The organism is Sphingomonas hankookensis (assembly GCF_022664465.1).
GTDB classification, from domain to species: Bacteria; Pseudomonadota; Alphaproteobacteria; order Sphingomonadales; family Sphingomonadaceae; genus Sphingomonas; species Sphingomonas hankookensis.
Genome location: NZ_JAKREV010000001.1, coordinates 345714 through 359046 on the forward strand (window position 1 = coordinate 345714; position 13333 = coordinate 359046).

The following is a 13333-nucleotide window of genomic DNA, read 5'->3' on the forward strand; positions in this document are numbered from 1 at the left end:
AGGGAGAGAGACGATGAATTGGGGTGGACCCGGGTTCGTACTGGCGATCATCGCGATCGTCATGGTCGCCAGCATCGTGAAAACCGCGATCCGCGCGAAGCATGGCTATCCGCTGGATGACGACGATGAAGACGGCGGCAGCGGCAAGCGCCGGCATCGCCGCCAGCGCGACCGGATCGCCGTCGAACGGCAGGCGCAGCTGATGGCGGACCAGAACGAGCAGCTGCAGGCCAAGGTCCTGCGCCTCGAGGAACGCATCGCCGTCCTCGAACGCATCGCCACCGACCCCGCGACCCGCACCGCCCGCGAAATCGACGCGCTGCGCTGATCCACGAGGATATTGTCATGATGACCAACCCCGATACCGCCCCGCTGATGGTCGCAATCGTCCTGATCACCGTTGCCGCCTGGGTGTTCACGACTTGGCTGCGGGTGAAGAATGGCTACCCGCTGCAGGGCGGATGGGGCCAGGCAATCTACCCCAAACGCGACGACGAGACGGTCGAGCGGGTAAAGCTGCTCAGCCAGGAAAACGCCCAGCTGAAGGCCGAACTGGGATCGATCAAGGACCGGCTCGCCAATGTCGAGCGGATCGTGACCGACGGCGCGCACAGCCTCGACCGCGAGATCGAGCAGCTGCGCGGCCGGACGAACTGAAAGGAACCACGATGAGCCCGCTTCTCATACCGATTCTCGCGCTGATGATCCCGATCGTCGCGATCCTGGCCGGTACGCTGTTCAAGCCTTGGCTGGCGCTGAAAGAACGCGAACTGGAGGTCCGCGGCACCGAAACCGCCGAAAAGGCCGCGCAATACGCCGCGCAGACCGAACGGCTGGAACAGCGGGTTCGGGTCCTCGAACGCATCATCACCGACCGCGGCGTCGACCTCTCGGACGAGATCGAGCGGCTTCGCGACAAACCCCTCAACTGACAAACCCGACGAAAAAGGGCAGTCCGATGAACCTCACGCTTACCCTCGCCCTCGCTGCCACCACCCTTGCCGCCGTGGCGATCGTATCGGTCACGATGCTGTCGGGCTGGCGCGGTTGGCTGGCGCTGCAGCAACAGCGGATCGGCGACCGGCCGATGGCCCAGCCGACCCCGAACGCCGGCACCCGCATCGAGATCGCCGACCTGAAGGAACGCATCCGCAAGCTGGAAGCGATTGCCGCCGGGGTGGAACTCTAACGCCGAACGCCTATAGCGACGTCATGCAGAGCATCGACGACATTCGCGAAGAATATGACTTTCTCGACGGCGACGACCGCTACCGGCTCCTGATCGATCTGGGCCGCCAGCTCGAACCGATGCCCGACCCGCTCAAGACCGATGCGACGCTGGTCCGCGGCTGTTCGGCATCGGTCTGGGTCTATCCCCAGCAACAGGGGGACGGCACGCTCCACTTCCTTGCCGACAGCAACGCCGCGATCACGAAGGGGATCATCGCGCTGGTTCTGGCAACGGTGCAGGACCGGTCGGCACAGGCGATCCTCGACACCGATATCGCTGCGACCCTGGCGCCGTTCGACCTGCGCAACCAGCTCAGTTCCAATCGGACGCAGGGCATTCCGAACATGATCGCGCTGATCCGAGAGACGGCGGCGCGGCTGGCGTGAAGCCGCTGGCGGCCCCTTCCGCCGCCCGCTGGCATCACCCGAAACACCGGTGGGGGAGCGGCGGGATGATGCGCGTGCGATGGGTGAACCCGCTATTGTTCGCCGGACTGGTCGCCGTTCCCTTGCCCGGACAGGTCCCGACCGTGGAGCCCGAGGACGAAATCGTCGTCATCGCGCGCAAGCTGCGCAAGGTGCGGATCGACTATGCCACCCGCGGCGCGTGGGTAACAAAATGCGACGCGGAAATCTCGAGCGACGATCCGCGGATCGACCGGATCATGTGCGCGATCGTCAAGGCCTGCGTCCGCGAAGGCAATCGCGAGGTGAAGGAAACCCAGGCCTGCGTCGCCGGCCGGATCGACCAGCTGGCCGAGGGCGCGCCCGCCCCGGTCGCGGTCGCCGCCGCGCCGCCGCCCGACGTCGCGCCACTCCCGAAAATCCCATCGCCATCCGCGGGCAGCGGCCAGTCGGACATCGTGGTGCGCGGATCGCTTCCCGACATCATCGTCATCGGCAACGTTCCCTCGCTCCGCGACGGGCTTTGGCAGTTTCATCGCGGTGCCACGCTCACGTTCGGGGGTGGAGGCGGCGGCCGACCGGCGCGCTTCACGCAATGCTTGCCCGACGGCACGATCGAGGCGATGCTGCGCCGCGCCGCCGGTGAAGGCAATATGCTGAGCGCGTTGATCACCCAGACCCATTGCGGGCGGCTGCGCACCAAAATGGCCGATGGCCGGATCGATGCGTCGCGCTCGTGCGTCAACGCCCGGAGCGAGCGCCAACTGACGATGACCGGCCGCTACGACAAGCGGCAGCTGACGCTGAACTACAGCGTCGAACAGGAGCACAACGGCCTCGAACGCGGCGGCGGGGCCGGCTGGAACCCCGCGCGGCCTGTCGGCTATCGCTGGCAAGTGACCGCCACACGGATCGGCGAATGTCCGATCAAGCAACGCCGCGACGAACTCGACGCGAACGACGCGATCCTCGCGCTGTTCTCGGAATAGGGTGCCATCGGCTCAGCTACGCTGCTGGATTCCCAACAGGTCCGCCACTGCGTCCAGATCGTCGCCCGGCCGCACCAGCAGCCAGTCGCCGGGCCGCTCGCTGTCGACCACCACCACAGCACCCTTGGGACACACGTCGAGGCACTTGACCTCGACCACGCCCGCCCGCGCCTTCGGCCCGTTTTTCAATTTCAGATGCCGGCGCAGCGCCTTGGCCAGCGGCTTGCCCCCATCGCCGAACCCGCCGTCCAGCTTCTTCGAACATTTGGCACAGACCAGTACCGCCTTGTCCCAACGCGACCGGACGCGGGTTCTCACTTGGGCGTCCTCACGCCGGTTTCCAGCTCCGTCGTTCCTCGGCGGTGCGCAGCACGTCATAGGCGGCCTGGATCGCGTGGAATCGCTTCGCCGCTTCGGCATCGCCGGGGCGAACGTCGGGATGGTTCACCTTGGCCAGCTTGCGCCACGCCAGCCGGATCGTGTCGAAATCGGCGTCGGGATCGCATTCCAACACATCGAGCGCGCGCATCTCGTCGCGCGAGCGGCTGCCGTCACCCGATCCGGCCCATGTATTCGACGCCGACGCGGTATAGCCATTCGCCGTCCGCCGCTCCTCGGCCTCGCGCGCCTTGGCTTCCTCTTCGTCCAACCCTTCGAAGTAATTCCAGCCCTTGTTGTACTCGGCGGCATGCGCTTCGCAGAAATACCACCGGTCGGGGCTGTTGGGTGATTTCGGCGCGGGACATTTGCCGGGGTCGGCACAACCGTGGCGATCGCACAGCTTCACCGTCTGCGCCTCGCGGCCTTCGCTATAGCCGCGCCAGCGGGGAAAGCCCCAGTCGTTCGATCGCGTGTGTCGTGCCATTGTCTTCGAGATAAGCCGCCCTTGCCCCTACGCAACCCATTGCAGCGCAGGCCGGGCGAACCCGGACGAAAATGTCAGAGGGTCTGTAAGCCGGGTTCTGTCCACCTGCCTTGCGACAGGATAGGCGACCATTCCTCTCGGGCGACACTTGCGTGCCGCCTCCAGCAACCAACCCGGGCAGCGGGCCGGAACCTGCCCCGAAGCGTATCGCTACGCTCCATGCCGCCCCTATTCGGTCTTGCTCCCGGTGGGGTTTGCCATGCCGCTGCCGTTACCGGCCGCGCGGTGCGCTCTTACCGCACCCTTTCACCGTAACCCGGCCGAAGCCAAAGGCCGTCTGCTCTCTGTGGCACTGTCCCTGAACCCCGCAGCCAGGGCCGCGAAGCCCGCCGGGCGTTACCCGGCACCGTCGTTTCCGTGGAGCCCGGACTTTCCTCGGCACGCATAACGCGCGACGCGGCCGCCCGACCCTCTGACGCTCCGGTCCCTAGCCGAGCGGACCGCCCGGTTCAATCGTCCCCTTGCGGCTTGGGCAACAGCAGCGCGAGCAGCAGCATGCGACATTCGCCGTCGATGATCCCGTCGACCACCTCCGGGCGAAAGCGCCGCTGGAATGCGGTGACCGCCGCGGTGGCGTCGGCCACGTCGTAGCCGAAGCGCTCCAGCGCGAGCAGGAACCCCGCATCGCTCCATACCGGGTCCATCAGGTTACGCGCCGGCCGCGGCAGCGCGAGGCGCAGGCGCGCCAGCCGGTTCCACGGGAAAAGCTCGCCCGGGTCCTGCTTGCGCAGGGGGGCGACGTCCGAATGGCCGACGACGTTCCCGCGCGTGATCTGGTGACGATCCTTGATCGCGTGGACCAGCGGGATCAGCGCGTCGATCTGCGCATCGGCGAAGGCGCGATAGCCCCACTCATGGCCTGGATGGACCAGCTCGATGCCGACCGACGCGCTGTTGACGTCAGTGATGCCACGCCAATGCGCCCGGCCGGCATGCCATGCGCGCTTGTCCTCCGCCACCATGCGGTGGATCGTGCCGTCCTCGTCGATCAGGTAATGGGCCGACACCTGCGCCGCCGGATCGGTCAGCCGCGCGATCGCCGATGCGGCATCGAGCATGCCGGTATAATGCAGCACGATCATCGTCACCGGCAGCGTGCGTTCGCCGAAATTGGGCGACGGCGTCTCGATCATCTGCATCCAACGGCCCTCCCCTCGCGGCGCTCACCCCCGATTGCGGCGGGACGCGGGGAAAGGCAACAGGGTCAGTGCGCGGCGAGCCGATACAGCCCGCGATAGCATTCGGACGGCACCAGTGCCTCGGTATGCCCGATCACCGTCTCGCCCGCGCCCAGCACCAGCAACCCGCCCGGCCGCAACACGCCGGCGATCCGGTTCAGCACCTGGCTGCGCGCAGCAGGCGACAGATACATCAACACGTTACGGCACAACACGATATCGAACTTGCCGCTCGGCATCGGGTCGGACATCAGATTCTGCTGTGCGAACAACAGGCGGTAGCGCAGCTCGGCCTTCGCTTCCCAATATTCCTCGCGCACCTCGAACCATGCCATCATCCGCCGGATCGACAGCCCGCGCTGGATTTCGAACTGGGTGTAGCGGCCGGCGCGTGCCCGCGCGAGCGCCCGTGCGGAGATGTCCGTCGCGCGGATTTCGGGCAGCGGCAGGCCGCTGCGTTCCTGCGCCTCGCTGAACAACATCGCCAGCGACAGCGGCTCCTGCCCGGTGGAGCACGCCGCCGACCAGATGCGCAGCCGCCGTGGCGCTTCTGCGACCATGTCCATCGCCGCGGTCAGGACCAGATCGAGCACGCCCGCATCGCGGAAGAACGAGGTTTCCTGGTTCAGCAGCGCATCGACGACCAGATCGGCCAGCCCCTCTTCGCAGCGTCCGCCGGCCGCGATCCGCGCGACCAGTTCGTCGAGCGACGAGAGCCCCCGCTCGCGCAGCATCGGTTGCAGCGCGCTGTCGATTCGCCACGCGCGTCCGACGTCGAGATGCTGTCCGGTACGCTGTTCGAGCAGCGTGACGATTTTGTGCGCGGCGCTGCCCAACGGCGGGGCCTGCAACGGCATGTTCATGCGGGACGCTTTCTGCGGGCGATGAATTCGCCCAGCTGTACGGGAGTTCCGATGGTGGTGGCGAGGCCGCTTTCGGCGATGGCGCCGGGCATGCCCCACACGACCGAGCTGGCCTGGTCCTGTACCGCGACGACGCCGCCCTGCGCGCGGATGCGTTCGGCACCGCGACACCCGTCGCGGCCCATGCCCGACAGCACGACGCCCAGCGCCCGCGCGCCGTACACCTGCGCGACGCTTTCGAACATCGGATCGACCGAGGGCATGCAGCCGCTCAGGCTGGGCGAGCGGTCGAGCCGGGTCGCGGCACCGTCGGTCGTCGGCACCACGCGGATATGCGCATCGCCCGGCGCCAGCACCAGCCGCCCGCGCTGGATGCGCAAGCTGTCGCGCGCCACGTCTACCGGTCGGCGGGCAAGGGCCGACAGCTGTTGCGCGAAATATTCGGTGAACGATCCGGGCAGGTGCTGGGTGACAAGGATCGGCACGTCCAGCTCGGGCGGGATCGCCTGCAGCAGCGGCGCCAGCGCGTGGATGCCGCCGGTCGATGCGCCGATCGCGATGATGTCGAACGCATCGCCCTGCGTCCCGCTCGCCGGCCGCACCGGCCCCTTCATCACCTCGGCGACCAGCGCGGCCAGCCGCGCCGCGAACCCGCCGGCCAGCGGCGTCGAAAGCGGCTTGGCGATCGTCGCCGCCGCTCCCAGCGCCAGCGCGTGCAGCGCGACCGGCGAACCGTCGGCGCACTCGCCCGACAGGATGATGACCCGTGCATCCGGCGCGACCGTGAACAGGTCGGGCAATCCCGACAGCCCGTCAGTCCCGGGCAGGTTGATGTCGAGCAGGATCAGGTCGATCGGCCGTTCGCGCAGCACCGCGATCGCCGGTGCGATGCCGCCGACCGCCGCGACGACCTGCGCACCCTGCAGCGTATCGACGATGCGCGACAGCACGCAACGCGTGACCGCCGAATCGTCGACGATCAGCACCCGCAGCGTGGGATCGTCGAGCAGCGCCTGCCTGAGCGAGGCTGTGACCACGCCGGCCGGGCCGTTACGCGACGCCGACGATCTGGAGCTTGCTCTCCAGCGTTTCGCGATCGAACGGCTTCATCACATATTCGTCGGCGCCGGCCTCGATCGCGGCACGGATATAGGCCATGCCGTTCTCGGTCGTGCAGAATACGACCTTGGGATGCATACCCCCGTCGCTCTGGCGTAGCGCGCGCAGGAAATCCATGCCGCTCATCACCGGCATATTCCAGTCGAGCAGGATCACATCGGGCTGTTGTTCGGCGCAGCGATCCAGCGCCTCGCGCCCGTCGCCCGCCTCGCGGACCTCGAACTGCAGCGTTTCCAGAATGTGCCGGGCGACCTTGCGGATCACCTTGGAATCATCGACGACCAGGCAGCTCTTCATTTCGGCACCCCATTGTACAAGGCTACAGCGTAGCGCGAACTCGTAAGCGCCACGTTAAAGGCGTCAGGCCGCGGCCTGCTCGCCGCCCGCCGTACGGGCAACCACCGCGGCGAGGTTCAGGACCAGCACCGGACGGCCGTCGTGATCGATCACCCCGTCGACGACCGGCGCCCATGCCGGCCCCGGCGTCAGGCCAGCCGAAAGCGGACGTGCGACGCAGCGATAAGCATCGTCGAGCATGTCGACCAGCAATGCGTAATGATGGCCGTCGACTTGCGTCACGACTGCCCGCCGCCCGCCGTCGCTCCGGTTCGCGGGATCGATCGCCTGCGCGGTATCGATTACCGTCACCACCCGGCTGCGCAGCGCGGCAAGGCCGCACACGGCAGGCGCGGTACGCGGAACCGGTGCCACCGGGCCGATATCGACCACCGATTCGACATGATCGGACAGGATCGCGACGTCCTGACCCGCGACGCGGGCCAGCAGGAACAAGGCGTTCATCGTCACTTCCCCACCGCTTGGCGAACCGCCCGCAACACGCCTTCGCGGTCGTAGCGATAGACGCTGCCGTCCCCGGTATCGACGGCGCTGGTGCGCAGCCGGACCACCGGTGCCGCCCCCACCGAAACGTCGGCCATCGGATCGTCGGCCTGCGCCAGCACTAGCGCGGGCCGCTCGTCAGACGCCAATCGCTCAACCGCGTGATAGCCCGCCTGTTCCAGCATCGGGCGCAGGAACGTGCGCATCCACCCACTGCCGCCGTCGGCCAGCAGACAGGTCGGCCGCCCCGGTGCCGCGCGCGCCGGCGCGACGCCCACATCGCGGGTATGGCGTTCGAACAGCCACAAAGGATCGACCTGTTCGACCTGTTCACCATCCAGCAGGACGATACCGCAGATCGGCCCCGGTTTCGCAGCCGCTGCCGCCAGTTCGGGCAGCATCACGATATCGACCGCATCGTCGATGGCATAGGCAACCTCGACCATGCCGTCGGTCAGCCGCAGCACAGTGGTCACCTTGGCCGCCAATTCGGGTATCTGCGCCGCGACCGGCACGACGCGCCCGTCGATCGACAACCACAATCCCCCGGCACTGTACTGCAGGCTCCCGGCACGAATCCGCTCGATCCGGTCGATCACTGCCAGCGGAATGACCCGCCGCCGTCGGTCAAGGTCGTCGAACAGCAGCGCGGCGATGCCGGGATCAACCACCGCATCGGCCTCCAGCTCTATTTCGCGGTCCATCGCATCGGTGAAGTTCAGCCCTGCCGCCTGCGCCACCCCGGCGCAATCGATCATCAGCATCGGCTGGCCGGTATCGGGCAGCGTCTGCCCGGCATACAGCCCGGTCGCCATCACCGACGGCGCAGCGGGCTTCACCACCAGTTCCTCGGTATCGAGCACATCGTCGACCGCGACCGCGAAGTCGCCCGCGCCCAGCCCGACGACGACCAGCATCTTGTTGCCCGGCGCCGCACCACACGGAATGCCCAGCACGTCGCACAGGTCGACCACCGGCAGCCGCCGGTCGCGAATCTGCGCGATGCGCATGTCGCCCAGCCGGTCCATGCGGATGTTCGCGCCGCGCTCCTTGACGATCTCGCCGATCGTCTGGCGCGATATGGCGAAGCGATGCGTCCCCGCCTGCACGACGATGGTCGACACGATCGACAGCGTCAGCGGCACCTGTACCGCGATGCGCAGGCCGCGGCCCGGCTTGTTGTCCAGCGTGATCCGTCCGCCGATCTGGTCGATCGCGGCCCGCACCACGTCCATGCCGACCCCACGGCCCGAAATCTCGGTCGCGACGTCGCGCGACGACAATCCGGGCGCGAAGACCAGCTCGCATTGCTGCCGCTCGGTCAGCCGGCGCAGATCGGCCTCGCTGCGCTGGCCGTTGGCGGCGAGCTTCGCGATCAACCGTTCGGTATCGATGCCGCGGCCGTCGTCGATGATCTCGATCACGATCTGGTTGCCCGACTGGCGTGCCGAGATGTGCAGACGCCCGCTCTCGCGCTTGCCGGCCGCCCGGCGTTGTGCAGGCGATTCGATGCCATGGTCGATCGCGTTGCGCACGACATGGACCAGCGGATCGCGCATCACCTCGATCATCTCGCGGTCCAGCTCGACGTCGCTGCCATCGACGGTCAGCGTCACCGCCTTCCCCACCGCCGCCGCCGTATCGCGCACGATGCGCGGCAGCGGCGAGAACAGCGTTTCGATCTTTTGCATCCGCGTCCGCGTCACCGCGTCGCGCATGTCGGCGACCGATGCCGACAGCCGCTCCAGCGCGCCTTCGACCGCCGGATCGAGGTCGAGGTCGCGCAGCCGGCGGAACAGTTCGTTGCGGACCAGCACCATGTCCGACATGCCGCTCATCATCCGGTCGAGCAAGTCGACGTTCAGCCGCACGCTGCGCAGCGGCGCCCGCCCCTGCGCGATCGCCGCGGCGGCCAGCGGCGTCGCACCCTGCGCGCCCGCCACCCCCGGCGCCAGCGCGGCGATCAGGTCGTCCTCGCCCTCGTCGGTCAGCGGCAGGCCGGAATCGATCGCCTCGACCAGTTCGCCGATCCGGTCGATGATCGCCAGCACCGCATCGACCAGCGCGCGATCGGGCCGACGCTTGCCGTCGCGGACCTCGCACAGCGCGTCCTCGGCGGCATGGCTCAACCGCGACAGCCGCGGCAGGTCGAGGAAGCCGCAGCTCCCCTTCACCGTATGGACGAAGCGGAAGATCGCATCCAGCCGCGCGCGATCGTCGGGCGCGGCTTCCCACGCGACGACCTCCGTCGACAACGCCTCCAGCGTCTCGCGGGTCTCGGCAATGAATTCCTGTAACAGATCGTCCATGCGGCCCCGCCCGGTTGTGGCGTGACCATGGCGGGATCAGGTTAAGAGGCGGTTAGTGAGGGAGAAGACGGCGGCACCCCCAACCGTCACCCCGGACTTGACCCGGGGTCCCGCTTCTTCTTGCCCTTCTACCCACAACGTCAGCCCAGCGCAGGCTGGTGTCTCAAGCGGCTCCTGTCCCGCGCTATAACCGCAAGACCCCAGCCTTCGCTGGAGTGACGTTCGCGGCAGCGCGGTGGTTGGCAATCACCCCGTAATCAACGACGCCCCGAACAACAGCACCGGCGAATCGACCGGAGACACCTGCAGCGTGCCGCCGCATTGCTCGACCAGCTCGCGCGCCAGACACGCCGCCGCCGCCCGCGGCGTCATCATCGCCGCATCACCCAGCAGCGCACCGCGCAGTTCGGCATCCAGCACGATCCGCAGCCCATCGGCGCGCACCGCGATGTCGATCCCGTTCACGGTCCGCTCCGCCCCGATATCCAGCTGCCCGCCGCGCACCAGCGCGTCGCCCGCGATCAGCGCCAGGTTCAGCAGCACCTTCACCGCCGGCTTGGGCAGTGACGGCGCATCGACCATCCAGCCCAGCTGAACCCGGTGATTGTCGCCGAACAGCCCTTCGAGCGCGGCGCGCGCCTCGCGCGTATCGATCGAATCGCCCAGCCCCCCGGCGGCGCCGAAGGCGAGGCGGAAGAATTTCAGTTTGTTCGCAGACGCCCTTGCGCTGTCGGCCAGCAGTTCGAGGCAGCGGGCACGCATGTCGGGATCATGTTCGTCGGCCAGCAATTCCAGCCCGTTGTTGAGCGCCCCCACGGGGCTCAGCAGGTCATGGCACAATCGCGAACACAGCAGGCTGGCGAAATCGGCGGGGCTGATGTTCAATGCGGCGACCCTTGTGCTTTGGCGAACGTCATCGTCCGCCCGGCCCCGTCCATGTGCACCGCTTCGCAGTTTTTTTCAACGTGGCCACCGGTCGTTACGGCAAAGCGGACGGCATCGAACCGGCCATGCCGTTCTCCCTCCGCGACCGCCCGCCACAACCGCGCGGCGCGACCACCCACGATCAGCCACAGCCGCCCGTCCGCTGCCGCCTGCGCCGCGTCGGTCGGGGAAGGGTCGGCGCTGCCCGACGGATGCGAGTGATAATGGCCGAGGATCTCCGGCCCGCCCCGCCGCCCCGCGCGCAGCGCCGCGAACAATGCCGCGGGATCGATCTCGAAATGCCGCGCCGGGTCCGCCGCGACGTTGCGCGTCGCCACCATCGTCTCGATCCGCCCGGCCCGGCCCAGCAGCAGCCCACAGATTTCGACGCCGCTGCCATCCGCCTGCTCGATCAACGCGCCGAGCGCCTCGCTTGAAAATTCAGGCTCCATCCCCATCTTTGTAGGCAATGGACCGGGGGGTTTCCACGATCGAAGCGCGCATTCCCGATGCGGCGCATGGGCAGCGGATCGACAAGGCTCTGGCCGACGTCGTCGCCGACCTTTCGCGCGAACGCATCAAGGCGCTGATGGCCGCGGGCCACGTCGCGGGCGACGCCGGTCCGGTGTCCGACACGTCGCGGAAGGTCGCGGCCGGGCAATCCTACACCATTACCGTGCCCGCCGCGGTACCGCTCGACAATGTCGCGCAGGATATTCCGCTGGTCGTCGCGTACGAAGATGACGACCTGATCGTCGTCGACAAGCCGGCCGGGCTGGTCGTCCATCCGGCCGCCGGCAACCTCGACGGCACGCTGGTCAACGCGCTGCTCCACCATTGCGCGGGACAATTGTCGGGCATCGGCGGCGTCGCGCGGCCGGGAATCGTCCACCGCATCGACAAGGACACGTCGGGCCTGCTGGTCGTCGCCAAAAGCGACGTGGCACACGAAGGCCTCGCGAAGCAGTTCAAGGATCACAGCATCGACCGTCGCTATCTGGCGATCGCAGCCGGTCGGGTGTCAACTTCGGCGGGTACGATCGACGCCCCGCTGGCGCGATCCCCCAATGATCGCAAAAAGATGGCGATCGTCCACAGCCCCACCGCCAAGCACGCGGTGACCCACTTTCGCAAACTTCGCCAACTTCGGGAGGCGTCGCTGGTCGAATGCCGGCTGGAAACCGGCCGCACGCATCAGGTACGGGTGCATATGGCGTCGATCGGCCATCCCCTGCTGGGCGACCCGGTCTATGCCGGGCGGCGTCCGGCGCTTAAAGGCCAGCTGGAAACGCTGCATTTCCGGCGACAGGCGTTGCACGCCGCACATCTGGGGTTCATCCATCCCGTCACAAAAAACGCTTTGGCGTTCGATAGTGACCTTCCGGCAGACATGCAGGAACTGTTGGACCATCTTCTCGTATAGGTTTCGGTGATTCCGCAGTGCGGCGTCGCTACAAGGACAAAGGGAGTTTTGACGATGGCAACTGGCAGCAACGTCCCGGCGACGATCCCGGCGCTCGGCGGCGAGGCGAGCCTCAACCGCTATCTCTCCGAAATCCGCAAGTTCCCGATCCTCGCGCCCGAGCAGGAATACATGCTCGCCAAGCGATTCCAGGAACATGGCGATCCGGAGGCGGCGGCCCAACTCGTCACCTCGCACCTGCGCCTCGTCGCGAAGATCGCGATGGGCTATCGCGGCTATGGCCTGCCGGTCAGCGAACTGATTTCCGAAGGGAATATCGGGCTGATGCAGGGCGTGAAGAAATTCGAGCCCGATCGCGGCTTCCGCCTCGCCACCTATGCGATGTGGTGGATTCGCGCCTCGATCCAGGAATTCATCCTGCGCTCGTGGTCGCTCGTAAAGATGGGCACGACCGCCGCGCAGAAGAAGCTGTTCTTCAACCTGCGCCGGATGAAGTCGAAGCTCGACGCGTTCGAGGACGGCGACCTCAGCCCCGAACATCTCGCCAAGATCGCGACCGACCTCGGCGTGACCGAGGACGAGGTCACGTCGATGAACCGCCGCATGGCGATGGGCGGCGACACGTCGCTGAACGTCCCCATGCGTGAGGATGGCGAGAGCCAGTGGCAGGACTGGCTGGCCGACGACAGCCCCTTGCAGGATTCGGTCGTCGCCGAAGCGCAGGAGGCGGACGTCCGCCACGGGATGCTGGTCGAGGCGATGGACGACCTCAACGACCGCGAAAAGCACATCCTGACCGAACGTCGCCTGACCGACGATCCCAAGACGCTCGAGGAACTGAGCCAGGTCTACGGCGTAAGCCGCGAACGCGTCCGCCAGATCGAGGTTCGCGCCTTCGAAAAGCTGCAGAAGGCGATGATGCGCCTGGCGGGCGACCGCCGGATGCTGGCTGCGGTGTAAGGTTGTGGGGGTGGCAACGGACCACCGCCAAAGGCCGGAATCCATAACCTATGTCGCCCGCGACTCCAGCCGACCCGCCAGCCCCAAACGTCACCCCAGCGCAGGCTGGGGTCTCGCGGTTAGGGGCGGGGCCGGGGCCGCTTGAGACCCCAACCTGCGCTGGGGTGA

General features: G+C 67.4%; 18 protein-coding genes and 1 other RNA gene. 8 read left to right on the top strand and 11 right to left on the bottom strand.

Going from position 1 to position 13333, the window contains the following annotated elements; genetic code table 11:
- Positions 1 to 13 precede the first annotated feature (13 nt).
- The 6 genes from MF610_RS01460 to MF610_RS01485 all read left to right on the top strand — a co-directional run bounded on the left by MF610_RS01460 (position 14) and on the right by MF610_RS01485 (position 2624).
- The gene (locus tag MF610_RS01460) at positions 14 to 328 is read left to right on the top strand and encodes a hypothetical protein (protein WP_242192340.1); all 315 of its coding nucleotides are present in this window, start codon (positions 14 to 16) and stop codon (positions 326 to 328) included.
- Positions 329 to 348: 20 nt separating this feature from the next.
- Complete coding sequence (locus MF610_RS01465; protein ID WP_242193540.1) at positions 349 to 657, top strand: hypothetical protein; 309 nt, start codon at positions 349 to 351, stop codon at positions 655 to 657.
- A gap of 11 nt (positions 658 to 668) precedes the next feature.
- Positions 669 to 932, top strand: coding sequence for a hypothetical protein (locus MF610_RS01470; RefSeq protein WP_242192341.1), 264 nt, complete (start codon positions 669 to 671; stop codon positions 930 to 932).
- A gap of 26 nt (positions 933 to 958) precedes the next feature.
- Positions 959 to 1189 (top strand): hypothetical protein, encoded by a 231-nt coding sequence (locus tag MF610_RS01475; protein WP_242192342.1) that lies wholly within the window; start codon positions 959 to 961, stop codon positions 1187 to 1189.
- A gap of 23 nt (positions 1190 to 1212) precedes the next feature.
- Positions 1213 to 1617: a SufE family protein gene (locus tag MF610_RS01480; RefSeq protein ID WP_242192343.1), complete on the top strand. Its 405-nt coding sequence runs from the start codon at positions 1213 to 1215 to the stop codon at positions 1615 to 1617.
- A gap of 65 nt (positions 1618 to 1682) precedes the next feature.
- Complete coding sequence (locus MF610_RS01485) at positions 1683 to 2624, top strand: hypothetical protein (protein ID WP_242192344.1); 942 nt, start codon at positions 1683 to 1685, stop codon at positions 2622 to 2624.
- A gap of 12 nt (positions 2625 to 2636) precedes the next feature.
- Here MF610_RS01485 and MF610_RS01490 read toward each other — a convergent pair whose 3' ends face one another.
- The 11 genes from MF610_RS01490 to MF610_RS01540 form a co-directional block, all read right to left on the bottom strand.
- A complete protein-coding gene (locus MF610_RS01490) occupies positions 2637 to 2942 on the bottom strand; it encodes a (2Fe-2S) ferredoxin domain-containing protein (RefSeq protein WP_242192345.1) in 306 nt (101 codons plus the stop codon).
- Positions 2943 to 2952: 10 nt separating this feature from the next.
- Positions 2953 to 3489, bottom strand: coding sequence for a J domain-containing protein (locus tag MF610_RS01495; protein ID WP_242192346.1), 537 nt, complete (start codon positions 3487 to 3489; stop codon positions 2953 to 2955).
- A gap of 70 nt (positions 3490 to 3559) precedes the next feature.
- Positions 3560 to 3965: RNase P RNA component class A (rnpB, locus tag MF610_RS01500), an RNA gene on the bottom strand.
- A 33-nt stretch (positions 3966 to 3998) separates the two neighbouring features.
- Positions 3999 to 4688 (bottom strand): N-acetylmuramoyl-L-alanine amidase, encoded by a 690-nt coding sequence (locus MF610_RS01505; protein WP_242192347.1) that lies wholly within the window; start codon positions 4686 to 4688, stop codon positions 3999 to 4001.
- Between the two features lie 65 nt (positions 4689 to 4753).
- Positions 4754 to 5590: a CheR family methyltransferase gene (locus MF610_RS01510; RefSeq protein ID WP_242192348.1), complete on the bottom strand. Its 837-nt coding sequence runs from the start codon at positions 5588 to 5590 to the stop codon at positions 4754 to 4756.
- Positions 5587 to 6627, bottom strand: a complete 1041-nt coding sequence (locus tag MF610_RS01515) for a chemotaxis protein CheB (RefSeq protein ID WP_242192349.1) — start codon at positions 6625 to 6627, stop codon at positions 5587 to 5589. The genes MF610_RS01510 and MF610_RS01515 overlap by 4 nt, the downstream gene beginning before the upstream one ends.
- Positions 6628 to 6640: 13 nt before the next feature.
- Positions 6641 to 7006: a response regulator gene (locus MF610_RS01520; RefSeq protein ID WP_242192350.1), complete on the bottom strand. Its 366-nt coding sequence runs from the start codon at positions 7004 to 7006 to the stop codon at positions 6641 to 6643.
- Positions 7007 to 7069: 63 nt separating this feature from the next.
- Positions 7070 to 7510 (bottom strand): chemotaxis protein CheW, encoded by a 441-nt coding sequence (locus tag MF610_RS01525; protein WP_242192351.1) that lies wholly within the window; start codon positions 7508 to 7510, stop codon positions 7070 to 7072.
- 2 nt (positions 7511 to 7512) lie between these two features.
- Positions 7513 to 9858, bottom strand: coding sequence for a chemotaxis protein CheA (locus tag MF610_RS01530; protein ID WP_242192352.1), 2346 nt, complete (start codon positions 9856 to 9858; stop codon positions 7513 to 7515).
- A 246-nt stretch (positions 9859 to 10104) separates the two neighbouring features.
- Positions 10105 to 10743, bottom strand: a complete 639-nt coding sequence (locus MF610_RS01535) for a histidine phosphotransferase family protein (protein ID WP_242192353.1) — start codon at positions 10741 to 10743, stop codon at positions 10105 to 10107.
- Positions 10740 to 11234: a M67 family metallopeptidase gene (locus MF610_RS01540; RefSeq protein ID WP_380870620.1), complete on the bottom strand. Its 495-nt coding sequence runs from the start codon at positions 11232 to 11234 to the stop codon at positions 10740 to 10742. Before MF610_RS01540 ends, MF610_RS01535 begins: the two co-directional genes overlap by 4 nt.
- Positions 11235 to 11251: 17 nt before the next feature.
- Between MF610_RS01540 and MF610_RS01545 the strand changes: the two genes are divergently transcribed.
- Together MF610_RS01545 and rpoH are read left to right on the top strand one after the other, a co-directional pair.
- The gene (locus MF610_RS01545; RefSeq protein WP_242192354.1) at positions 11252 to 12205 is read left to right on the top strand and encodes an RluA family pseudouridine synthase; all 954 of its coding nucleotides are present in this window, start codon (positions 11252 to 11254) and stop codon (positions 12203 to 12205) included.
- Between the two features lie 54 nt (positions 12206 to 12259).
- A complete protein-coding gene (gene rpoH, locus MF610_RS01550; RefSeq protein ID WP_055761109.1) occupies positions 12260 to 13165 on the top strand; it encodes an RNA polymerase sigma factor RpoH in 906 nt (301 codons plus the stop codon).
- Positions 13166 to 13333 lie beyond the last annotated feature (168 nt).

Bases quoted from the DNA above. Each gene is read 5' to 3' on its own strand.
- MF610_RS01470 (WP_242192341.1), top strand. From the start codon at position 669: ATGAGCCCGCTTCTCATACCGATTCTCGCGCTGATGATCCCGATCGTC.
- MF610_RS01525 (WP_242192351.1), bottom strand. From the start codon at position 7,510: ATGAACGCCTTGTTCCTGCTGGCCCGCGTCGCGGGTCAGGACGTCGCG.
- MF610_RS01520 (WP_242192350.1), bottom strand. From the start codon at position 7,006: ATGAAGAGCTGCCTGGTCGTCGATGATTCCAAGGTGATCCGCAAGGTC.
- MF610_RS01540 (WP_380870620.1), bottom strand. From the start codon at position 11,234: ATGGAGCCTGAATTTTCAAGCGAGGCGCTCGGCGCGTTGATCGAGCAG.
- MF610_RS01465 (WP_242193540.1), top strand. From the start codon at position 349: ATGACCAACCCCGATACCGCCCCGCTGATGGTCGCAATCGTCCTGATC.
- MF610_RS01485 (WP_242192344.1), top strand. From the start codon at position 1,683: ATGATGCGCGTGCGATGGGTGAACCCGCTATTGTTCGCCGGACTGGTC.
- MF610_RS01495 (WP_242192346.1), bottom strand. From the start codon at position 3,489: ATGGCACGACACACGCGATCGAACGACTGGGGCTTTCCCCGCTGGCGC.
- rpoH (WP_055761109.1), top strand. From the start codon at position 12,260: ATGGCAACTGGCAGCAACGTCCCGGCGACGATCCCGGCGCTCGGCGGC.
- MF610_RS01505 (WP_242192347.1), bottom strand. From the start codon at position 4,688: ATGCAGATGATCGAGACGCCGTCGCCCAATTTCGGCGAACGCACGCTG.
- MF610_RS01545 (WP_242192354.1), top strand. From the start codon at position 11,252: ATGGACCGGGGGGTTTCCACGATCGAAGCGCGCATTCCCGATGCGGCG.
- MF610_RS01460 (WP_242192340.1), top strand. From the start codon at position 14: ATGAATTGGGGTGGACCCGGGTTCGTACTGGCGATCATCGCGATCGTC.
- MF610_RS01510 (WP_242192348.1), bottom strand. From the start codon at position 5,590: ATGAACATGCCGTTGCAGGCCCCGCCGTTGGGCAGCGCCGCGCACAAA.
- MF610_RS01530 (WP_242192352.1), bottom strand. From the start codon at position 9,858: ATGGACGATCTGTTACAGGAATTCATTGCCGAGACCCGCGAGACGCTG.
- MF610_RS01475 (WP_242192342.1), top strand. From the start codon at position 959: ATGAACCTCACGCTTACCCTCGCCCTCGCTGCCACCACCCTTGCCGCC.
- MF610_RS01480 (WP_242192343.1), top strand. From the start codon at position 1,213: ATGCAGAGCATCGACGACATTCGCGAAGAATATGACTTTCTCGACGGC.